The 20,846-nt window shown below is 72.1% G+C and carries 17 protein-coding genes; 11 read left to right on the top strand and 6 right to left on the bottom strand.

Annotated elements, in window-relative coordinates; genetic code table 11:
* The first annotated feature begins 119 nt into the window (after positions 1 to 119).
* Genes SFY69_02225 through crcB form a run of 3 tightly spaced genes read left to right on the top strand, consistent with a single transcriptional unit; the run spans position 120 to position 3,270 of the window.
* Positions 120 to 1,091 (top strand): aspartate carbamoyltransferase catalytic subunit, encoded by a 972-nt coding sequence (locus SFY69_02225; GenBank protein MDX2130853.1) that lies wholly within the window; start codon positions 120 to 122, stop codon positions 1,089 to 1,091.
* On the top strand, positions 1,088 to 2,899 hold the full coding sequence (locus SFY69_02220) for a glycosyltransferase (protein MDX2130852.1): 1,812 nt from the start codon (positions 1,088 to 1,090) through the stop codon (positions 2,897 to 2,899). Before SFY69_02225 ends, SFY69_02220 begins: the two co-directional genes overlap by 4 nt.
* Positions 2,896 to 3,270, top strand: a complete 375-nt coding sequence (crcB, locus tag SFY69_02215; protein ID MDX2130851.1) for a fluoride efflux transporter CrcB — start codon at positions 2,896 to 2,898, stop codon at positions 3,268 to 3,270. The genes SFY69_02220 and crcB overlap by 4 nt, the downstream gene beginning before the upstream one ends.
* A gap of 347 nt (positions 3,271 to 3,617) precedes the next feature.
* On the opposite strand, the gene SFY69_02210 is transcribed toward crcB, so the two are convergent.
* The 5 genes from SFY69_02210 to SFY69_02190 are packed head-to-tail and all read right to left on the bottom strand — an operon-like array spanning position 3,618 to position 10,835.
* On the bottom strand, positions 3,618 to 5,891 hold the full coding sequence (locus tag SFY69_02210) for a DPP IV N-terminal domain-containing protein (protein ID MDX2130850.1): 2,274 nt from the start codon (positions 5,889 to 5,891) through the stop codon (positions 3,618 to 3,620).
* Positions 5,892 to 5,925: 34 nt separating this feature from the next.
* On the bottom strand, positions 5,926 to 7,131 hold the full coding sequence (locus tag SFY69_02205; GenBank protein ID MDX2130849.1) for a DUF4340 domain-containing protein: 1,206 nt from the start codon (positions 7,129 to 7,131) through the stop codon (positions 5,926 to 5,928).
* 19 nt (positions 7,132 to 7,150) lie between these two features.
* Positions 7,151 to 9,040, bottom strand: coding sequence for a Gldg family protein (locus SFY69_02200; protein ID MDX2130848.1), 1,890 nt, complete (start codon positions 9,038 to 9,040; stop codon positions 7,151 to 7,153).
* Positions 9,040 to 9,774, bottom strand: a complete 735-nt coding sequence (locus tag SFY69_02195) for an ABC transporter permease subunit (protein ID MDX2130847.1) — start codon at positions 9,772 to 9,774, stop codon at positions 9,040 to 9,042. The genes SFY69_02200 and SFY69_02195 overlap by 1 nt, the downstream gene beginning before the upstream one ends.
* Positions 9,771 to 10,835 (bottom strand): ABC transporter ATP-binding protein, encoded by a 1,065-nt coding sequence (locus tag SFY69_02190; protein ID MDX2130846.1) that lies wholly within the window; start codon positions 10,833 to 10,835, stop codon positions 9,771 to 9,773. The genes SFY69_02195 and SFY69_02190 overlap by 4 nt, the downstream gene beginning before the upstream one ends.
* Positions 10,836 to 11,078: 243 nt before the next feature.
* Between SFY69_02190 and SFY69_02185 the strand changes: the two genes are divergently transcribed.
* The 7 genes from SFY69_02185 (at position 11,079) to SFY69_02155 (ending at position 19,374) form a co-directional block, all read left to right on the top strand.
* The gene (locus SFY69_02185; protein ID MDX2130845.1) at positions 11,079 to 11,522 is read left to right on the top strand and encodes an STAS domain-containing protein; all 444 of its coding nucleotides are present in this window, start codon (positions 11,079 to 11,081) and stop codon (positions 11,520 to 11,522) included.
* A gap of 171 nt (positions 11,523 to 11,693) precedes the next feature.
* A complete protein-coding gene (locus tag SFY69_02180) occupies positions 11,694 to 13,889 on the top strand; it encodes a S8 family serine peptidase (GenBank protein ID MDX2130844.1) in 2,196 nt (731 codons plus the stop codon).
* A gap of 306 nt (positions 13,890 to 14,195) precedes the next feature.
* Positions 14,196 to 15,212, top strand: coding sequence for an aminotransferase class IV (locus SFY69_02175; GenBank protein MDX2130843.1), 1,017 nt, complete (start codon positions 14,196 to 14,198; stop codon positions 15,210 to 15,212).
* Positions 15,213 to 15,264: 52 nt separating this feature from the next.
* Entirely contained in the window at positions 15,265 to 16,464 is a 1,200-nt protein-coding gene (neuC, locus tag SFY69_02170) for a UDP-N-acetylglucosamine 2-epimerase (protein MDX2130842.1), read from the top strand.
* A gap of 117 nt (positions 16,465 to 16,581) precedes the next feature.
* A complete protein-coding gene (locus SFY69_02165) occupies positions 16,582 to 17,466 on the top strand; it encodes an HDOD domain-containing protein (GenBank protein MDX2130841.1) in 885 nt (294 codons plus the stop codon).
* Between the two features lie 150 nt (positions 17,467 to 17,616).
* Positions 17,617 to 18,906 carry an NADH-quinone oxidoreductase subunit D gene (locus SFY69_02160; protein MDX2130840.1) on the top strand — a complete coding sequence of 430 codons (1,290 nt, stop codon included), beginning with the start codon at positions 17,617 to 17,619 and terminating at the stop codon, positions 18,904 to 18,906.
* 33 nt (positions 18,907 to 18,939) lie between these two features.
* Positions 18,940 to 19,374: a hypothetical protein gene (locus SFY69_02155; protein MDX2130839.1), complete on the top strand. Its 435-nt coding sequence runs from the start codon at positions 18,940 to 18,942 to the stop codon at positions 19,372 to 19,374.
* A gap of 63 nt (positions 19,375 to 19,437) precedes the next feature.
* Here the strand turns inward: SFY69_02155 and SFY69_02150 are convergent, their stop codons facing one another.
* Positions 19,438 to 19,704: a flagellar biosynthesis anti-sigma factor FlgM gene (locus SFY69_02150; GenBank protein MDX2130838.1), complete on the bottom strand. Its 267-nt coding sequence runs from the start codon at positions 19,702 to 19,704 to the stop codon at positions 19,438 to 19,440.
* Between the two features lie 254 nt (positions 19,705 to 19,958).
* Here SFY69_02150 and SFY69_02145 point away from each other — a divergent pair, with 254 nt between their 5' ends.
* Positions 19,959 to 20,846: a hypothetical protein gene (locus SFY69_02145; protein ID MDX2130837.1), complete on the top strand. Its 888-nt coding sequence runs from the start codon at positions 19,959 to 19,961 to the stop codon at positions 20,844 to 20,846.

The following is a 20,846-nucleotide window of genomic DNA, read 5'->3' as shown; positions in this document are numbered from 1 at the left end:
CGTGGGCCGCTCGCGCCGGGAGTTTACGCCGGTGCCCGAAGCGAGCCGGTCGCGGCGGGCAATCGCGGGCGGAGCGAGCGGACCCGCCGAGGGCGGGTGCCGCCGTACACTCGCCCCGCATGGCCCGAACGGCCCTGATCACCACGCCCCACGCCCGCTGCCTGCTCGGGCTGCAGGCCGCGCCCGCCGAGTTTCTTCGTCGGCTGCTGGCGCTCTCGCGAGACGCCGCCTCGCCCGGGCCGGGCGTTCCCGGCGCGATCGTGGCGAACCTGTTCTTCGAGGATTCGACCCGCACCCGCACGAGCTTCTCCGTCGCCGCCCGCCGGCTGGGGGCCGAGGTCGTCGACCTCCTGGGGGGCGTCTCGAGCGTCAGCAAGGGCGAGACGCTGATCGACACGGCGCGCAACGTCGAGGCGATGGGCGTGGCGGCCCTGGTGGTGCGGGCGCGTCAGGCCGGCAGCAGCGCCATGATCGCGCGGGCCGTGCGCATTCCGGTCATCAACGCCGGCGACGGGCGGCACGAGCACCCGACGCAGGGCCTGCTCGACACGCTCACGCTCGCGCAGGCCTTCGGGCGCGAGGGCGACTTTGACCTGGCGGGCCTGCGCGTCGCGATCGTGGGCGACGTCGCGAGTTCGCGCGTCGCGCGCTCGGCCATCGCCGCGATGACGACGCTGGGCGCGGACGTCACGGTCGTCGGCCCGCCCGCGCTGGCGCCGCGCTCGTTCGAGAGCCTGGGCGCGCACGTCTCGCACACGCTCGACGACGTGCTGCCCCGCATGGACGCGGTGATGATGCTGCGGATCCAGTTCGAGCGCCACGCCGGGGGCACGCCCCCGCCCGCGGGCGTGCCGCCAAAGTCCGCGGCGATCGCGTCGGTGCGCGAGTACCGCGCGTTCTACGCCCTGACGCCCGAGCGCGCCGAACGCATGAAGAAGCGCGCGATCGTCATGCACCCCGGGCCGATCAACCGCGGGATCGAGCTCGACGAGGCCGTCGCCGACGGCCCGCGGAGCGTCATCCTCCGCCAGGTGTCCAACGGCGTGCTGGTGCGCATGGGCGTGCTGCGATGGTGCCTGGGGGAGGCGTGAGCCTCTCGCCCGCGAAGGCGGCCCAGGCGGCGCAGGCCCGGGCGCTGCTGGCGCAGGGGAAGGGCGAGCAGGCCCGGGCGGCGGCGCTGCGCCTGGCGCAGGGTTCGCCCCGCAGCGCCGAGGCCGCCCTGCTCGTCGCCGACGTCTGCGAGTCGCTGGGCGCGTACCCGCAGGCGCTGCACTGGGCGCAGCGGGCGGCGGAACTGGCGCCGGCCGACGCGGGCGTGCAGGAGCGGGCGGGCTACCTGGCGTCGGTCGAGGGTGATGCGCGCCGGGCCGAGGCCCTGCTGCGGGCGGCGCTGGCGCTGGAGCCGGGGCGTGCGAGCGCGCGCCAGCACTTGGCGGGCGCGCTCTGCGACGCGCGGCGTTTCTCCGACGCGCGTGACCTGCTGCGCGCGGGGCTGGCGCTCGAGCCCGGGCACGTCGGGCTGGCGAGCATGCTGGCCGGCACGCTGCTGAACCTGGCGCGCGTGGACGAGGCGCTGGACGTGATCCGCGTGCACGCCGCCCAGCACCCGGACAGCGCGGGGCTGGCGATGGGCGAGGCGCTGCTGCTGAACTACGCCGACGTGCCGGCGGGCGAGGTCTTCGCGGCCCACCGTCGTTTCGGCGAGGCGCTGTCCCGTTCGATCACCGATCCGCCGTTCGCGCACGCGAACACGCGCGATCCCGCGCGCCGCCTGCGCGTGGGCGTCGTCTCGCCGGACCTCCGCGCGCACTCGGTCGCGGCGTTCGCGGCGCCGATCCTGCGGCACCACGACCGCGAGGCCATCGACCTCGTCGTCTACCAGACCAACTACGCCAGCGACGACGTCACCGCGCGCCTCCGCACGCTCGGGGGCGCGTGGCGCGTCATGGACACCGCCACCGACGACGCCCTCGCCCGCGCCATCCACGCCGACTCGATCGACGTGCTGATCGAACTCTCGGGCCTCACGCACGGGCACAGCCTGCCCGCGCTCGCCCGGCGGCCCGCGCCGGTCATCGTCACGTACATGGGCTATCCCAACACCACGGGGCTCGGGGGCGTCTCCGAGCGCTGGGTCGATGCGCACACCGACCCGCCCGGCGCCGAGGCGTTCTGCGTCGAGCGCCTGCGACGCCTCGATCCGTGCTTCCTGTGCTACGACCCGCCAGCGGACGCGCCCGCGCCGGCGCCGCGCGCGGCGGACGCGCCCGTCACGTTCGGTTCGTTCAACTCCGCGCAGAAGATCAGCAGCGCGACGGTCGCGCTGTGGCGGGGCGTGCTCGGGCGCGTGCCCGGCGCGCGACTGCTGCTCAAGGCCGTGAACTTCGAGGACGCGGCGCTGCGCGACGATCTGCGCGCGCGCCTCGCGCAGGGCGGGATCGCCGCCGACCGCGTCGAACTGCGCCCTCCGGTGCGCGACAAGGCCGGGCACCTGGCGGCGTACGCCGACGTCGACATCGCGCTCGACCCGTTCCCGTACCACGGCACGACGACGACGTGCGAGGCGCTGTGGATGGGCGTGCCCGTGGTGACGCGCGCGGGCGACCGGCACGCGTCGCGCGTGGGCGCGACGCTGCTGCACGCCGTGGGGCGCCCCGAGTGGATCGCGCCGAGCGACGAGGCGTTCATCGAGATCGCGGCACGCCTGGCGCACGATCGGGGTGCGCTGGCGCGCGAGCGCATGGACCTGCGCGAGCGCGTGCGCGCCTCGCCCCTGTGCGATCAGCCCGCGTTCTGCCGGCGGTTCGAGGGCGCCATCCGCGATGCGTGGCGGGCGTGGTGCGACGCCGCCAGTACGGCGCGGGCCGGCGCGCCCGCTCGCGCCGGAGGCGGCACATGACGCTGGTGCAGGCGCTTCTGGTCGCGGCGGGCGGGGCCGTGGGGTCCGTGGCGCGGTTCGCGCTCTCCCGGGGCGCGGTGGCGCTCGTGGGCGCGTCGTTCCCGTGGGGCACGCTTGCGGTGAACGTGCTCGGCTGCGCGGCCGCGGGCGTGCTGCTGGGCGCGGCGTCCAGAGACCAGGGCGCCTCGCCCGCGCGGTTGTTCCTCGTCACGGGCGTGCTGGGCGGGTTCACGACGTTCTCGGCGTTCGGGGCCGAGACCGTCGCGCTCGCGCAGCGCGGCCAGTGGGGCGGGGCCGGGCTCAACGTGCTGGCGAACGTCGTGCTGGGGCTTGGGGCGGCCGGGCTCGGCTTCGTGCTCGCGCGCCCGTGAGCGGGCGAACGTCGTGCGAGACAGAGCAAGCGAACGCGGAGGAAGACAGAGGCCTGAAGGCTGAGAGCACGGAGAGCCTACAGCGATCAGATGGAGAAGCGGAGGTTCAACGCGAAGATCGCGGAGCGCGCAAAGGCGGAGAGCTCAAAGACAGAGAGGCTACACAGACGAAACCACAGGCAGAGAGATCAGAGGCAGAGAGATCAAGACTGAGCGATTGAGACCATCAGGTGTCTGCATGCAGCAGTGAACACGCTACGGGATCGCGCCGGGCGCGATGAGCCGTGCCGTCCCGTCACTCTTTCTCTTCTCTGTCTTCCTCTGCGTCCTGTTTTCGCGGGGGCCGATCACTCGCCGCGCAGGGCGTCTTTCAGGAACTGCACGATCCGCGCCTGCAGGCGCATGGCGGTCTCGGGTTCGTTGGGCGCGTGCGTCACGCCGGCGAGGGGCAGGAAATCGAACGCCCGCCCGGCCCGGAAGAGCGCGTCGGTCATCTTGAGGCTGTTCACCATGTACACGTTGTCGTCGGCCGTGCCGTGGATGATGAGCAGCGGCACGCGCAGGTCCTTGCAGTACGTCAGCACGTTCGCGCTCGCGTACCCCTTCGGGTTCTCCGCCGGCAGGCCCATGTAGCGCTCGGTGTAGTGCGTGTCGTAGTCGATCCAGTCGCACACGGGCGCGCCGGCGACGCCGACCTTGTAGACGTCGGGCCGGCGCATCGTCGCGTGAGCCGCGAAGTAGCCCCCGAACGACCACCCGCTGATCCCGACGCGGGAGGCGTCGAGGGCGGGCATGCGGGCGCACAGGGCCTTGAGCACCTCGGTCTGCTCGCGCAGCGGGATGTCGATGACGTCCTTGTGGATGGCCCGCTCCCAGGCGCGCCCGCGCCGGGGCGTGCCCCGCGCGTCGATCGACACCACCGCGAACCCCTGCGCCGCCAGCCACCCGTCCATCAGGTACGCCCACTGCGAGGCGTTGACGTCGTTGACGTGCGGCCCGCCGTACACGCTGTTCACGACCGGCAGCTTCGCCGCCCCGTCGTGCCCCGGGGGCAGGACCACCGCCGCGTGGTACGTCCGCCCTTCCCACCGGACTTCTTCGAGGCGGACCTCCGGCGTGAGCAAGGGCCGCTCGACGCTGGCGGGGATGGGCGCGCCCGACCGCGCCCCGCCGGTCAGCACTTCCCACGATGGCCCGCTGGTGAGCGTGGCCGAGGAACGCACCCACGTGTCGCCCTCGCGCGCGAACTCGCCCGCGAACTGCCCGGGCACGTCGCGCGGCGTGATGGCCTCGGGCGTGCCGCCGCTGGCGGTGAGGGCGACGCGGTACAGGTGCACGTGCGCCGGGTGCTCGCTGGCGGAGACGACGGCGAAGCCCCGCGCCTGGTCGACATGGACGAGCCCGTTGAGGGGGAAGCCCTCGGGGGTGAGGGCCGCGACGAGCGTGCCGTCGCGCGCGCGCTTCTGCAATCGCCAGGTATCGCCGCCCCCCTGCTCGGTGAGCCAGAGGAAGCCGGATCCGTCGCGGAGCCAGGCGGGGGTGTTGGAGGTGAGGTTGAGCCAGGCGTCGTCGCGTTCTTCGAGCAGCGTCGAGGTCGCGCCGGTCGCGGGGTTCACTTCGAGCAGTCGCTGCACGGTCTGCCGCCGGTTCTGCACGAGCACGGTGAGCGGGCCGTGCTTGGGCCAGTCGACGCGGGCCACGTACGGGAACTCGGCGCGATCCCACTCGATCCACACGGGCGTGCCCGACCCGCCCGCGCTGAAGACGCCGAGGGTGACGCTCGCGTTGACGCCCCCGGCGCGCGGGTACGGCCAGGTCTGTCCGGGCGAGCCCGGGTTGAACGGGTCGGCGATGTGGAAGAGCTCCATGCCCGCGGTGTCGGTCTTCTGCACGACCAGGCGCGTGCCGTCGGGCGACCACCAGAACCCGTGTCGCCGGTCCATCTCTTCCTGCGCGACGAACTCGGCCTCGCCGTACGTCACGCTCCCGGCGGCGCCGGGCGTGATCTTCACCTGGGTCTGCGCGCCCACGTCGATGACGTACACGTCGCCCTCGCGGACGCAGGCGATCTTCGTGGCGTCGGGCGAGAATCGCGGGTCGAGCGCGAAGCCGCCCTCGTCGGGCATGACGCGCGGCGCGACCGTGCCGCCGAGCGCCGCGGCGAGGTTCAGCACGTACATCCGCCCGGAGAGCGGGACGAGCAGCGACGAGCCGTCCTCGGAGAGCGCGTAGAAGGCGATGCCCCGGGCCGCCAGGCGCATGCGCTCGCGCCGGGCCAACTCCTCGGGCGTGAGGTTCTCTTCCTTCCCGCCGAGCAGCGACTCGGCGGTGAGGAGCACGCGTTCCTTGCCCGTGGCGACATCGAACGCGTAGAGGTCGCGCACGAACGAGCGCGCGGGCGAGCGGAGGTAGAGCACGGCGTCGCCCTTGGGCGTGAGCGAGATCGACGCGGGCAGCCCGAGGCGGAACCGGTTGGTCTTCGCCCACTGCTCCAGGAACTCGGGGTGCGCGAGCCCGTCGAGGCCGCCGTTTCGCGCGCCGGCGATGGGCGGGGCGTCGCCCGGCGGGGTGGGAGAAGCCTGCCCGAGAATCGCCGCCGCGACGAGCGTGTGGATCAGCATGCGCTCAGGATACCGGGTGCGCCCGCGGCCGGCGTCATTCGCCGCCCGGCGGCGTGCCGCCTTGCGCGGGTGGTTGGTCGTCCGGCGGTTGTCCATCCGGGCCCTGGCCGCCGGGGGGCGGGGCTTCGGCGGGAATGCGCACCGGCCCGGGGAGGGCGTCCGTGCCGGCGTCCGCGTCGGCGCCGGAGCCCGCCGGCGCGAGGAGGCTCTCGAGCGGCCCGCGCAGAACCTCGTTCTTGTACGCGGGGAGTTGGTATGCCCAGCCGCTCCACTTTTCGTTGAGCCGCGCCGCCTCCTCGCGAATCTCGGCCGACGCGCCGTCGGTGGCCTCCGCGCTGAATGCCGCCCACGTCTTGGCGTCTTTCTCGGTCGTGCGGATTCGCACGACCAAGCCGTCAAACGTTCGCAGTTCGGCCGTGATCGTCGGCGTGCCTTCCGCGATCTCGCCTTCCCCGAATACGCCGCCCGCGGGCAGCACGTCGTCCAGCGTCATAAAGGCCATGACGTTCGCGAGGCGCGTGAGCACGAACTGGTCCTTGAGCGAGCGCCCCTCGGGCATGGGCGTCAGCGTGAACGCCGTGTCTTCCGCCGAGGCGCGCGACACCGTGTACGCCCCGCCGGGCGCCCCGGACACGCCCGCCGCCATCACCCGCTCGTTCTCGATCGCGCCGATGTCCCGATCGAGGTAGTGCTGCGTGTCGCTGCGCACCTGCCCGAGCCCGCGCACGAGCAGCGACGCCGCCTCGCCCGCGCGGCGTGCGAACCGCCCGACGCTGTCGTCGGACGACTGCGCGCCGCTCTCCGCCTTGCCGACGATGATCGACGCGATCGGCGTGGCGCCCTCGCCCTCGATGACGACGCCCGTGGACGCCGCGCCCGGGGCGGCGGGGTCCTCGACCCCCAGGCGCGGGTAGAACTCGGGGTTCGAGGTCTTCACGTCGGCGACCGTCGCGCCGTCGATGGAGCGGAGCAGGTCGCGCACCGCGCTCTCGCTCGCGGGGTACCCGCCCTTGCTCGCGACGACCCAGCGGTCGCCCGCGCGTTCGAGGGTCGTCACGGCGTCGCCCTGGCGGACGGTGACGCGCCGGATGCTCGCGCCCTTCGAGGCGAGATCGGGGACGAGCGCCGGGCGCTGCCGGGGGTCCGGGGCGGCGGTGCGCGGGGTGCTCGCGAGCCAGGCGGCTCCCGCGGCGACGATCAGCGCCGCGACCGCGAGCGCACCGATGGTCTGTGTCTTCATGGGCGGGTCTCCCGGGCTCCTACAGCGCCCGCGCGCGTCGCGCGCGCCGCAGGATGGCGAGCAGGATCGCGATGAACGCGACGAGCAGGGGCATGAGGGCGGTGTTGATGAACTTGAGCTGCAGCCCGAGGGTCTCGATGTCCGCGCGGAGGGTGCGGTTCACCTCGCGCAGCTTCTTGCGGGTGTCGAGCATCGTCGCGCGGAACTCCTCGACCTTCGCCCGCTGCTCGGGGGTCAGCATGGGCGAGCCTTCCGCGTCGCTCCGGGCCGCCTGCAGCTTGTCGAGCTCGGCCTGCGTGTCGCGGAGGCTCTCTTCGAGCATCGCCTGCTCGGCGAGGGCCCGCTGGTCGGCGTCGCGCTGCATGCGCTCGACGACGGTGAAGGGCCTGTTGGTGTCGCGCCGCGCCCGCACCGTCGTCAGGTCCTTCCCGCCGGTCAGGTTCTCGAGCGCGCCGAGCACGAAGTCGCCGTTGTCGGCCAGGCGCTGCACCATCGGGCTGCCGAAGAAGTCCTGGCGCCGGATCCACATGCCGTCGGCGAGCATGTCGACGTCGCCCGCGATGATCATCGTCACCGGCCCGGTGCTCGCCGCCATGTGCGCCGGGAGGTCCGCCGGCGCTTCCTGCCCCTCGGGCGGCGGGGGCGGGCCGTCGGGGAACGCGCTCGTCACCGCCCCCTCGACACGGGCGGCCAGCACCAGCGCCGCTGAGCCGGGCGTGAACTTCTTCTGCAGCGCCTTGGGATCGGGCGGGAACCCGATGTCCGTCGTGGGCATCGCCATCGCCGTGCCGGTCGTCGAGATCAGGGGCGTCAGGGCGAGCGTCGAGCCCTCCGCCGTGTTGAAGTACCCGCTGCTCGCGAGCATCACGCGCCCGAGCACGCCCGTCACCGCGTCGTCCGAGGCCATCTGCCCGGCCCGCGCCTCCAGCCACACGACGTAGGGCACGGGCTCGGGGTTGTTCCGGTCGCCCGCGAAGACCCGCAGCGCCATGGCGGCGTCCGCCGCGACCATGCCGTCCGGGCTGTCGATGCCCCAGGCCTTGAGCAGCGGCTCCAGCGACGACGACCGGTCACCCCCGAAGGCGAACTGCCCGCCGGTGTCGTCGTTCTCGCAGTTGGGGTCCTGGAAGAGCAGCAGGTGCCCGCCCCGCATGACGAACTGATCGATCGCGTACAGCGTCGAAGGCGGCAGGTCCTTGGGGTGCACGACCATCAGCGCGTCGAGATCGTCGGGGATCGAGGTCGGGGCGTTCAGCATCCGCACGTCGAACAGGCCCTTCATTTCCTCCATCACGCGCCACGCCGGGGTCTGCGTGGGCTGGCGCGTGCGCGGGTCGATGGCGAACCCGCCGTCGATCCGCAGCGACGAGATCACACCGACCGCCTTGCGCGTGGGGTTCGCGAGCGAGTAGACCAGGCGCGCGACGTCGTACTCGAGGAACCGCTCGCGCCGGGGGTCAAAGAACGCGATCACCTCGCGCGTGTCGATGGTGTTCGTGCCCACCAGCCCCAGGTACAGCGTCCTGCCCGCGTCGAGGGGGACGCCCGTGAGCCCGGCGCGCACCGCGTCGTCCTCGGCCTCGGAGAACGGCGCGGGGTCTACCTCGCGCAGCACCACCTTGCCCCGCGACGCGCCGGCGAACTCGCGCAGCAGTTCGCGCACGCGCCGCGCGTACGACTCCAGCTCCGGGCGCCCCGTCGCGGCCGACGCCGCGTAGTACAGCGTCAGCGTCACCGGCTCGGCGGGCGACCGGGCGATGTTCCGCGAGCCCTGCGTCAGCGTGAAGATCGAGCCCTGCGTGGTGTCGAGGCGCGCGCCCGCCAGCAGGCGCTCGCTCAGCATGTTGACGCCGATGAAGAGCGCCAGCACGCACGCGAACAGCACGATGGTCTGGAGGCGTGCGGACACTACTCCCCCTTCCCCGCGTCAAGGAGCGACGCGTTCAGCACCAGGCACCCGCCGATGAGCGAGCCGAAGAACACGAGGTCGCGCAGGTCGATCACGCCCTTGCCGATGGAGTCGAATCGCGTCAGGAAACTGAACGACGCGATGGTCTCGAGCACGCTCTGCGGCGCCCACGGGCTGAAGACGTTGATCACCGGCCCGTACCCCGCGAGCAGGAACCCGAAGCACACCACCACGCTCACCACGAAGGCGATCACCTGGCTGCGCGTCGCCGCCGACACGCACGCGCCGATCGCGAGAAAGCCCCCGGCCATCAGGAAGCTGCCGATGTACCCCGCGCCGATCGCGCCGTTGTCCGGGCTGCCCAGATAGTTCACCGTGAGCCACATCGGGAACGTCAGCACCAGCGCCACGCCGCAGAACAGCCACGCGGCCAGGAACTTCCCGGCCACCGCCCCGGCCTTGGAGACCGGCAGGGTCATGAGCAGCTCCAGCGTGCCGCCCTTGCGCTCCTCGGCCCACAGACGCATGGACACCGCGGGGATTAGGCACAGGTACAGCCACGGGTGGAAGTTGAAGAACGCCCGCAGGTCGGCCTGTCCCTGCTGAAAGAACGCCCCGATCTCGAACGTGAACACGCCCGTCAGGATCAGGAAGATCACGATGAACACGTACGCCACCGGGGTGACGAAGTACCCCGCCAGTTCGCGCTTCAGGATCGGCAGCCAGCCCCTCACCGCGCGCCCTCCTTTGGCGTGCCCGTCGCACGCGCACCGCCCGTTCCGTGCGCCCCCCCGTCGCCGCCCGCGCCGGCCGTGAGATCGCGGAAGACGTCGTCCAGCCGCCCGCCCTCGACGCGCAGGGTCTCGAGGCGCCAGTTCCTGGCGCGCACGAACTGCCCCGCGGCCGACGCGAGGTCCGCGCCGGTCGCGGGGATGAGCGTGCACGTGGCGCGCACGCCCTCGCCCGTCGGCACGCTGGAGGTGTTCTCGACGCTGGCGACGCCCGGCACGCGCGCGAGTTCCTCGAACACGCCCGCCCCTGCGCCCCCCCCCGCGCCAGGCAGCGGAATGACGCACAGGGTGACCGCGCCGTGGTAGCGCGAGCGGGCGGCCAACGCCGCGGGCGTGGTATCGGCCACCACGCGTCCGCGTGCGATGACGATGGCGCGGGTGCAGACGGCGTCGACTTCTTCGAGGATGTGGGTGGAGAGCACGATCGCGCGTCCGCCCGCGCCGGCCATCTCGCGGATGAGCTTGCGCACCTCGTGCTTCTGGTTGGGGTCCAGCCCGTCCGTGGGCTCGTCCATGATGAGCACGGGCGGCTCGTGGAGAATCGCCTGCGCCAGCCCGACGCGCCGCTTGAAGCCCTTGCTGAGGGTGTCGATCGGCTGGCGCAGCACGCCTTGCAGTTGGGTGCGCTCGACCGCGCGGGCCAGGGCGTCGGCCCGGGCGGCGCCGCCCAGCCCGCGGACCTCGGCCGCGAACGACAGGAACGACGCGGGGGTCATGTCCGGGTAGGCGGGGGCGCCCTCGGGCAGGTAGCCGATGCGTTCCTTGACGCCGATGGGGTCGTCCTGGACATCGAGCCCGCAGACGCGGACGGCGCCGGAGGTGGGGCGCAGATAGCCGGTGACCATCTTCATGGTCGTGGACTTGCCGGCGCCGTTGGGACCGAGAAAGCCCACGACCTCGCCCGCGCGGACGTCGAACGTGACGCCGTTGACCGCGAGGATGGCCGCCCCGCCGCCGCCGAACTTCTTGGACAGGTTCCGTATCGAGATCAGTGGTTCGCTCATGGCGTGATGCCCGGGAGCCGCGGATCAGGAATGCAGGGGCCGATTCGTAGGCGCGTGGGGTGGCCCGGGTCTACAAGACGCCGGCGGGCGGCAGATCCGTCAGAGACGGTACGGGCGTCGTGATCCGACGCGCCCCGGCCCGTGCGGCGCTCGGGTGCTGGCAAGCGGCGCACCTGAAACGCACCTTTACAGGGCCAGCCGACCCGGCGTTCGACCGGGCGGGCACGCGGAGGAACGACCAGCATGTTCGCCATTCAGGAGTCCCACCAGTTGCCGGACACGATGCTCACGCTCAGCCGCGTCGGCGACGCGGCGATCGTCAGCCTCACGTGCCCGGCCATCCACGACCAGCAGACCGGCGTGCTCGAGCGGTTCCTGCGCGATCTCGCCCCGGGGGTCGGCGGGCGGATCGTGCTCGAGGTCGCGTCCGTCGGGCGGTTCAACTGCTCGTGGATCAACGCGCTCATCGCCCTCTCGCGCGACTGCACGCGCATGGGCGGACGCCTGGTCATCCTGGGCATGCCCACCCGCGACGAGCGCCTGCTGCGCTCCACCGGCATCGACCGCTTCCTCGACCTGGCGTCGGACCGGCGCGAGGCCCTCGCGCGCTTCGACGCCGGATCCGCCGCCCCGTGGCGATTGGGCGTCGAGCGGCTTCTTGACATGCCCCAAGGAAAGGCCGCCTAACAACACCGATCGCCTGCCGAACAAATCTCGTATTCGCGCGATCCCCGCCGTTTCGGCAGAATCCGATTCCCCGGCGTGGCGTATGAGAGTGTGGGCACGCGTCCGCCCGGCGGGGGCGGCGTGGTGGTTCTCTCCAGTTCGCCCGGCGCACCTTCGTTGATGGATGTGACCATGGAAGCAACCCGTTTGGGCGGCGCGGCGGTCGTGGCGGCGATGCTCGCGGGATTGGCGGGGGGCGTGTGCTCCGCGCGGCCGGCGGCCGCCGCGGATGTCGCGCTCCCGTCCGTCGTCGCCCGCCAAGGGGTGCTGAACCTCCGTACGGGCGACGTTACCGTGGCGGCCCTTCCCAACGCGCTCGAGGCGGCGGGGTTTGCGCCCGGGCGCCATGTGCTGGTGACCGACGGACCGATGACCCCCGAACGCCGCGCCGCGCTGTCGCGCGCGGGCGTGCGTCTGCTGTCGTACCTCCCGCTGAACGCGTGGATCGCGGACGTGTCCGGGTCGACGCCGCGGGGCGTGGGCGCGCTGGGGTTTGTCACGTGGGCCGGCGCGTTCCGGGCCGAGTGGAAACTGGAGCCGGCGCTGCTGGCGGGCGTTCGCGCGCCCCAGACGCCCGAACGCCGCGCGATCGCGCAGGACGGGCGGGTGCTGGTGTGGGTGCACCTCTTCGCGGACGGCTCGCGCGAGGCGACGCTCGCGGGCATCGGGCTGCTGGGCGGCGCGCGGGTGATGTCGGACGAGCTCGTCGGGGGCTCGTGGATGCTGGGGGTGGACATCGCGCGCGACCGCCTGGGCGCGCTCGCCTCGCTCGAGGACGTGCAGTTCGTCGAGGAGTTCCCCGAGTACACGCTCCGGAGCAACGCGGTCACGCGCTGGGTGGTGCAGAGCAACGTGCAGAACGTCACCCCGCTCTACGCCCGCGGGCTGACGGGCCTGGGCGAGATCATCGGCGTGATCGACGGGCGGGTCGGGGTCCAGCACTGCGCGTTCTTCGACAGCCTGAACCCCATCGGCGTCGACCACCGCAAGATCGTCGCGTACAACGCGACGCCCGGGTACAACCTGCACGGCACGCACGTGGCGACGACCGCGCTGGGCGACGCCGGCAGCACCGGCGACACGCGGGGCGTCGCGTACCAGGCCCGGATGGCGTTCAACACGCACCCGGACGCGACCGAGCTGAGCATGTACGAGCGGTTCGAGACGCACGTCATGGACGGCGCGCACATTCACACGAACAGCTGGGGCGCCGACTGGACCCGCGAGTACGACGGCGGGTGCCGGGGCATCGACAGCGTGCAGCGCGACTTCCCCGACATCCTCATCGTCCACGCCGTCTCCAACTCCGCCACCGTCAACAACCCGGAGAACGCCAAGAACAGCCTCGCGGTGACGGCGTCGGTCAACGCGCCCAACCAGCAGAACTGGTGCGACGGGGGCGACGGCCCGACGCAGGACGGGCGCCGCAAGCCCGAGATCGCCGCGCCCGGCTGCGCCATCCAGTCCGCCTCCGGCTCGACGGGCTGCGGCACGACGACCCTCTCGGGCACGTCGATGGCCACCCCCGCGGTCGCGGGTGTCGCCACGCTCGTGCGTCAGTACTACCTCAAGGGCTTCTACCCCTCGGGGCTCGAGAACCCGTCCGACGCCCTGCTCCCCTCGGGCCAGCTCATCAAGGCGACCCTGGTGAACAGCGCCGTCGACATGGCGGGCGTCGCGGACTTCCCGTCCAACCGCGAGGGCTGGGGGCGCGTGCTCGCGGACGAAGCGCTCTACTTCGCGGGTGATGCGCGCCGCCTGGTCGTCGAGGACGTGCGCAACACCTCGCCCGACGCGATCTCCACCGGCGATGTCGCGTCGGTGCGCCTCTCCGTCGGCGCGGGGCAGGCGCTCAAGGTCACGATGTCGTACGCCGACGCGCCCGCCGAGGTGAACGCGACGTTCGTCCCCGTGAACGATCTTGATCTCGAGGCCCGGTCGCCCTCGGGCGTGGTGTACCTCGGCAACGTGTTCTCGGGCGGACAGTCGACGCCCGGCGGCACGCCCGACACGCTCAACAACCTCGAGCAGGTGCTCATCAGCGCGCCCGAGAGCGGCGAGTGGACGATCCGCGTGCGCGGGCGCGCGGTGAACGTGGGCATGCAGGGCTACGCGCTGGCCATCACCGGCGACGTCGCCCCGATCGTGTGCGACCCCGACGTGAACGCCGACGGCAACATCGACCAGGACGACATCGTGTGCCTCATCCAGACCGTGGGGGGCGGGGCGTGCGCGCAGGTCAACCCGGACTTCAACGGCGACGGCAACGTGGATCAGGACGATGTCGCGCTTCTCACGCTCATCGTCGCGGGAGTACCGTGCCCGTAGCGGCAACCGCGCCGCGAAACGCCGCGTAGAGCAGGGTGTCACGGGCGGCCTTCGGGTTGGCCCGCGGGACGGCGAGGGAAGGCTCTCGCAGGCTCGATGCCGGTTCGCAGGAGAGACCTGGAAACACAACGTCGAACGGGACGCCGCGTGAAACGCGCGGCGTGGTGCCCCATGGCACCGGCGCCGGGTGGTCGCGGCGCGCCCGCTTGAGGGGAGTTGGCGGGAGGTGAGAGGCGGCCCGGGGGTCGAGAGGGTCCCCGGGCCCGCATTCCGCGGTCGGGCGGCGCGCGGGGCTACATTCGCGCGATGCCCACGGTCTTCCTCGACGGCCGCTTCGTCCCCGCCAGCGACGCCTGCGTGTCGGCGTTCGACGCCGGCTTCCAGCATGGCGTGGGGCTCTTCGAGACCATGCTCGCCGTCCGCGACGGTGCGCGCGTCGTCCACCTGCACGAGCACCTCGAGCGCCTCCGCCGCTCGGCGCGCACGCTCGGCCTGAGCGACTCGCTGCGCGTCGGCGCGCTCGCCGAGGCCGTGCGACGCACGGTCGATCGCGCCTTCCAGGACGACGAACGCAGCGCCCGCCTGCGCGTGCGCCTCACGATCACCGGGGGCGACCTCAACCTGCTCTCGCGGGGCGAGACGCGCGCCGAGCACCTGCCGACGCTGCTCCTTGCCGCCCAGCCCGCGACCGACTACCCCGCGGAGATGTTCGAGTCCGGCGTGCTCGCGACCCTGGCCGACCTCCGCGTCAACCCGCTCGACGACACGCAAGGGCACAAGACGCTGAACTACTGGGGTCGGCTGCGCGAACTGCAGGCGGCGGCCGCGAAACGCGCCGGCGAGTCGCTCGTCTTCTCCATCACCAATCACCTCGCGGGCGGGTGCGTGTCGAACGCGTTCGTGGTGCACGCCGGCGAACTCTGGACGCCCATCGCGCGCGGCGAGGAGGAAGACGTCGCGTCGCAGGGCGACGAATCCGCCGTCGCTCCCGCCGACCCCGACGTGGGCCCGCCCGACGAGCCCGCCCACGCCGGCGCCGGTCCTGGGGCGCAGCGCGGCGCGGTCATTCCCAGCCCGGTGCTGCCGGGCGTCGTGCGCCGCTGGGTGATGGACTGGGCGCTGGCCGAGGGACGCACCGTCCGCCGGCGCATGATCTCGCTGGACGACGTGCTTCGCGCCGACGAGCTGCTGCTGACGAACTCGTCGTGGGGCGTGCTGCCGGTCACGCGGTTCGAGTCGCGTCCGATCGGCACGGGCGAGGTGGGCGAACTGGGCACGCGCCTCGCGGCGGCGTGGCGCGATCTGATCGCGGCCGGGGGCTGAGCACGGGGGGCGGGCGCACGCCGTCGCGCCCGGCGCGATACGCTCGCGGCGCATGGCGGGCCCAGTGGACGTGCCGTTCGACATGACCCGACGCGGGCGCGTGGGCGTCGTGACAGGCAGCCGCGCGGAGTTCGGGCTGCTGCGCCCGGTGATGGCGGCGGTGCGCGACCACCCGCACCTGGAACTGCTGTGCATCGCGGCGGGGTCTCACCTGGTGTCGCCCGCGCTCACGTACTACGAAGTGAAGCGCGAGTTCCCCATCGCCGCGGCGGTGCCGATGCAGACGCCCGGGCGCACGGGGCGCGACGCCGACGTGCAGGCCCTGGGCCTGGGCATCACGCGCTTCGGGCGGGTCTTCGCAGACCTCGCCCTTGATTGGGTGGTCGTGCTGGGCGACCGGATCGAGGCCTTCGCGGCGGGGGCGGCGGCCAGTGTCGGGGGCGTGGCGCTCGCGCACGTCCACGGCGGCGACCGGGCCGAGGGCGTCGCCGACGAGGCCATGCGCCACGCGCTGACGAAGCTCGCCCACGTGCACTTCCCCGCGACGAGCGCCAGCGCCGAGCGCCTGCGTCGCATGGGCGAGCCGGCGGCGTTCGTGCACGAGGTGGGCTCGCCCGCGATCGACGACCTGGCGAGTTACCCGGCGATCAACGACGAGACGTTCCGCCACCTGGGCGAGCCTGACACGCTGGTGCTGATGCACCCGATCGGTCGCGACGACGAGCGGGAAGAGGCCGCGATGGCCGAGGTGCTCGGCGCGTGCGCCGGGCGGCGGGTGCTGGCGCTGCACCCGAACCTGGACCCGGGCCGCGGCGGCATCGTGCGCGCGCTGCGGGATCTGATGGCGATAGACGACCAGACGCCCGCGCCCGGCGACGGGCGCCCCGTGGCGGCCCCGCACTTGGAACGCCGCGTCTTCGTCGGGCTGCTGAAGCGCCTGGCGTCGGGCGGCGGGGTGATGGTCGGGAACAGTTCGGCGGGGCTGATCGAGGCATCGGCGCTCGGGCTGGCGGCGGTGGACGTTGGGCGTCGCCAGGCGGGGCGGGAACGCCCGGCGTCGGTGGTCCACGTGGACGCCGAGCGTTGCGACGACGTGCGGGCCGGGGTCGAACGGGCGCTGGCGTGGCGTGCGCCGGCGGGCGGGCCTGTGCACCCCTACGGCGACGGGCACGCGGGCGAGCGGATCGCGGCGGCGTTGGCGCGGGTCTATCCCCGCGATCCCGACCTGCTGCGAAAGCGGTGCGCGTACTGACGCGGCTCCCGGATAACCCGGCCTCCGGACGCCCGAAGGTCCGTCGCGGGCGAAAGTGACGCCCCGCCTCCGCCGATGGAGACACTGCCCGGGTCCATCGCCGGGAGGGAGTCCATCATGACCGTCGCCACCCAAGACCGGGTTCAGGTTGTCGCGAACGCGATCCGCGAGATCAGCCACATCGCCACGCTGCCCGAGATCACCGTGAAGGTGGTCGAACTGGTCGAGAACCCCAAGTCCACTGCGCAGGACCTGCACAAGGTCATCTCGGCCGATCCCGCGCTGTGCTCGCGCATCCTGAAGGTCGTGAACTCCTCGTTCTACGGGCTTCCGGGGCAGATCGCGTCGATCAACCGCGCGATCGTCATGCTGGGCCTGAACGCCGTCAAGAACATCGCGATCGCCGCCAGCCTGGCCAAGCTCTTCCGGGGCGGCGACCTCTCGCCGACGTTCTCGGCCCGCGACCTCTGGACGCACTGCAACGTCACGGCGGCGGGGGCGAAGATCGTCGCGAACTCGCTCAAGCTCGGGCTCTCCGACGAGGCCTTCCTCGCCGGGCTCATCCACGACATCGGGATCATGGTCGAGATGCAGGCGGACCGCGCCAAGCTCATCGAGGTGCTCCGGCGCGTCGGGGCCGACAGCAAGGGCGTCCCCGCCAACGACATGCTCGAGGCCGAACTCTCGGTCTTCGGCGCCACGCACGAGGACTTCGGCGCGGGCCTGTGCGAGAAGTGGAAGTTCCCCAAGAGCTTCGCCAACGTCACCGGCTTCCACCACCGCCCCATGCAACTCCCCGCCGAGAGCCGCACCCTCGTCGCGATCGTGCACGTCGCCGACCGCATCGCGGCCGATCTCGGGCAGGGCTTCCGCCAGGACCTCATGAACACCCTCGTCGCGCCCGACGTGCTCGACACCCTCAAGCTCACCACCGAGAAGTACACCGAACTGCGCAACCAGGTCGGCGCGCAGTCCAAGGACGTCGCCAACCTCCTCATGTGAACACCCCCGCGATCCCGGTCTCTTCGGGCGCGGCATGATCTCTCTCTTTCTCCCTCCGGGCGGCCCGCGCGGACACGCGTGGGCCCCCTTTTTCTTTCCGGCGCTAGACTTCCGCCCTCCCCATCCCGGGAGCACACCTCGGAAGCCGCCATGCCTTTCACGATCAAGCCCGACGACGCCCTGACGGTCGATGCCGACACCACGACGTACCTCAAGGACCACGTCGACACCGGCGACCGCTGGGTCCTGAACTTCGGCCCCCAGCACCCCGCGACGCACACGACGCTCCGCCTGGTCATGGAGCTCGACGGCGAGCGCATCGCCCGCGTCACGCCCCACATCGGCTACCTCCACAGCGGGTTCGAGAAGCTCGGCGAGGCGCTCGACTACAACCAGTACGTCACGATCGTCAGCCGGATGAACTACCTCTCGCCGGTCTCGAACGACATCTGCTGGCACCACTGCGTCGAGAAGCTCTTCGGCATCGACATCACCCCCCGCTGCAAGGTGCTCCGCACCATCATGGCCGAGGTGGGACGCATCCAGGACCACCTCCTGTGCGTCGGGGCCGCGGGGCTCGACCTCAACGCGTTCACCGGCTTCATCTACGCCTTCAACGTCCGCGAGAAGATCTACGACATCTGCGACTTCATCTCCGGGCAGCGCTTCCACCCGGATTGGACGCGTGTCGGCGGGCTCATGCAGGACCTGCCCGACGAGGAGACCTTCAAGGCGATGGTGAAGGCACTCATCCGCACGGAGGTGCCGCTGGCCCTCAAGGACCTCGAAGGCCTCCTGAACCGCAATCGCATCTTCATGGATCGCACGCAGGGCATCGGCGTCCTCACGAAGGAAGAAGCCATCGGCTGGTCGCTCTCGGGGCCCATGGCCCGCGCCAGCGGCGTGGTGCGCGACCTGCGCAAGGACGACCCGTACCTCTGCTACGCCGACAACTGGGACGGGCTGGGGGCCGAGAAGGTCACCTTCCGCGTGCCCGTCGCGGAAGAGGGCGACGCGTACTGCCGCTACCTCGTGCGCGTCGAAGAGATCAAGCAGTCGTGCGCGATCATCGAGCAGCTCATCGACAAGATCCCCGGCGGCAGCGTCGACGCCTTCGCCGACAGCAAGGTCGTGAAGCCCAACAAGAAAGACGTCTACGGCAGCATCGAGGGGCTCATCCAGCACTTCGAACTCATCATGACCAACCGCGGGTGGAAGGCGCCCATCGCCGAGTGCTACGGCGCGAACGAGACGGCCAACGGCGAACTCGGGTACTTCATCATCAGCGACGGCAGCCCCCGCCCCTGGCGCGTGCGCACCCGCCCGCCGAGCTTCATCAACTACGCCGTGGTGAGCAAGCTCGCCGAGGGACACCTGCTCAGCGACATCGTCGCCGTGATCGGCTCGATCAACGTGGTGGCGGCGGAGTTGGACCGGTAGGACGCCGGCCCGCCCCGAGAGGAGGGTGCCGGAATGAACACGTCAGCAGCACGCGTCGCACGCGCGGCAGGCATGGTGTTCGCGCTGGGCGTCGGCATGCTTGGCGCGGGCGGATGCCAGCCTTCACGCTGGGTCGTCGTCGTCGAGAATCAGTCCGCACGCCCCGTCAACGCGTGGTACTCGATGGAAGAGCCGGCCGCGGCGGTCATCGGCCCCGGCTCGCAGGTCGGGCTCGAATCGCGCCGACCTTTCGAGGCCACCCTCGGCCGTTGGGACGACGGTAAGGTTGAGTACGGCGCGAAGGTCGAATCCGTGAGAGGTGGCCCGTCGATGGAACCCTCGGTCGTCGCGTTCGACGAGGACGGGCGTCTGCGCTGGCGCGTGCGGACCGGCGCCGATGAATGGCGCGTGCTCGACGTCCCGCGGAGCTACGAGCATCTCCAGACGGTCAGGCCGTTCATGCCGTGAGAGGGCGAGGTGCAACCAGCGCTCATGCGCCGCTGATCGCCGCGAGTTGTCCGCGTGGGTGCGCTACTCGACGTCGCCGAGCAACTCGGTCAGGGCCGCCTCGAACTTGTCGGGCGTGTCGTACGTGCCGGCGGCGATCTCCGCCTTGACGCGATCGACGAGATCCTGGCGGACGGGCAGGTCACGCAGCTTGCTGAGATATGTCGCCACGGCGGAGAACTCCACGCGATCGGCACCTCGTCGGATCGCCGGCCCCTCTTGCTGCGTTGAGCGCGGGCGATCGCTGCTGAGGCCCGTCGCACGTCCTGGTCCCTGCGTCGAAAGAGGCATGATCTCCATGTCCGGCTTCACTCCTGGATGACCCGGGCACGGTCTCGCCCGCTCCGCGCGGCGGCCCGTCCGCTTGTCCATACGCATCGCCGTCCCCGGCGGAGCGGTACGCTCTCGCAGCGTCCCGCCGCGCACGCCGGTGGGCACTGTGCCCCACCCGCGGGACAACCTATCGGCCCTCGTTCAATGAACCCTCCAAAATGCGATTGTCGCGCGGAGATTGCGCTAGACTGGTATCTCTCAAGGACTTGCGCATGATAACCCCCCCGCGGACTGGACAGAAATTTTCGTACGCCGTCGGCCTGGCGCTCGTGCTCGGCGCGCTCCTGCTGGGCGGGTGTTCGCGTGGCGAACCCGGCGCCGGGGCGTCCGACGCGGATCGCGCGCGGCTCGCTGACCTCGCGCCCGAAGGCCGCGCCGTCTTCTCGCCCGGGTCCGGCGCCCGTGATGCAGACTCGCCCGACCCGACGTGGACGATCGTGCTCTCGACCATCCCCGCGTCGCAGGAGGGCCTGGAGGTCATGCGCACGGTCGCGACCGTCCGTCAGCAGGCGGGCCTGCCCGAGGCGCGCCTCCTCCGCCGCGGCCGCTCGACCGTCGTCGCCTACGGCTCGTACCCCAGCGCGACGGACGAACGCGCCCGCGCCGACCTCGCCCGCGTGCGGGCGATCGAACTCAACGGCGAGCGCCCGTTCGAGCACGCGGTGCTGGCGCCCCCGGCGTTCGAGGGCGTGCAGGGCGGGCGCCCGGAACTGGACCTCGCCGGCGTGCGCGCCCGGCGCGGGGGCGACGCGCTCTACACCCTGCAGGTGGCGGCGTACGAACGCAGCGACGGCAAGGACCCCACCGACGCCGACCTCGCCGAGATCCGGGCCGCCGCCGAGAAGGCCGCCGAAACCCTCCGCGCGGACGGCGCGGACGCGTACTACTGGCACGGCCCGCGGCGCAGCATGGTCACCGTGGGCATCTTCGGCCCGGCCGACCACGACGTGCTCCGCCCGGAGCGCGACAGCCCGGCGCTGCGGGCGGCCCGCTCGAAGCACCCGCTCAACCTGGTGAACGGGCGTCCGCTGCTCGTGCGGACGCGCGGCCAGACCGAGTCCACGCCCCAGCCGAGCTTTCTCGTCGCCATTCCCGAGTAA

This window comes from Planctomycetota bacterium (genome assembly GCA_033763975.1).
Classification (GTDB): Bacteria; Planctomycetota; Phycisphaerae; order Phycisphaerales; family UBA1924; genus RI-211.
This window is presented reverse-complemented; position numbering and strand designations above follow the sequence as displayed.

Excerpts from the sequence above, each read along its gene's own strand:
- SFY69_02225 (MDX2130853.1), top strand. The coding sequence starts at position 120 with ATGGCCCGAACGGCCCTGATCACCACGCCCCACGCCCGCTGCCTGCTC.
- crcB (MDX2130851.1), top strand. The coding sequence starts at position 2,896 with ATGACGCTGGTGCAGGCGCTTCTGGTCGCGGCGGGCGGGGCCGTGGGG.
- SFY69_02210 (MDX2130850.1), bottom strand. The coding sequence starts at position 5,891 with ATGCTGATCCACACGCTCGTCGCGGCGGCGATTCTCGGGCAGGCTTCT.
- SFY69_02205 (MDX2130849.1), bottom strand. The coding sequence starts at position 7,131 with ATGAAGACACAGACCATCGGTGCGCTCGCGGTCGCGGCGCTGATCGTC.
- SFY69_02190 (MDX2130846.1), bottom strand. The coding sequence starts at position 10,835 with ATGAGCGAACCACTGATCTCGATACGGAACCTGTCCAAGAAGTTCGGC.
- SFY69_02185 (MDX2130845.1), top strand. The coding sequence starts at position 11,079 with ATGTTCGCCATTCAGGAGTCCCACCAGTTGCCGGACACGATGCTCACG.
- SFY69_02180 (MDX2130844.1), top strand. The coding sequence starts at position 11,694 with ATGGAAGCAACCCGTTTGGGCGGCGCGGCGGTCGTGGCGGCGATGCTC.
- SFY69_02175 (MDX2130843.1), top strand. The coding sequence starts at position 14,196 with ATGCCCACGGTCTTCCTCGACGGCCGCTTCGTCCCCGCCAGCGACGCC.
- neuC (MDX2130842.1), top strand. The coding sequence starts at position 15,265 with ATGGCGGGCCCAGTGGACGTGCCGTTCGACATGACCCGACGCGGGCGC.
- SFY69_02165 (MDX2130841.1), top strand. The coding sequence starts at position 16,582 with ATGACCGTCGCCACCCAAGACCGGGTTCAGGTTGTCGCGAACGCGATC.
- SFY69_02160 (MDX2130840.1), top strand. The coding sequence starts at position 17,617 with ATGCCTTTCACGATCAAGCCCGACGACGCCCTGACGGTCGATGCCGAC.
- SFY69_02155 (MDX2130839.1), top strand. The coding sequence starts at position 18,940 with ATGAACACGTCAGCAGCACGCGTCGCACGCGCGGCAGGCATGGTGTTC.
- SFY69_02150 (MDX2130838.1), bottom strand. The coding sequence starts at position 19,704 with ATGCCTCTTTCGACGCAGGGACCAGGACGTGCGACGGGCCTCAGCAGC.
- SFY69_02145 (MDX2130837.1), top strand. The coding sequence starts at position 19,959 with ATGATAACCCCCCCGCGGACTGGACAGAAATTTTCGTACGCCGTCGGC.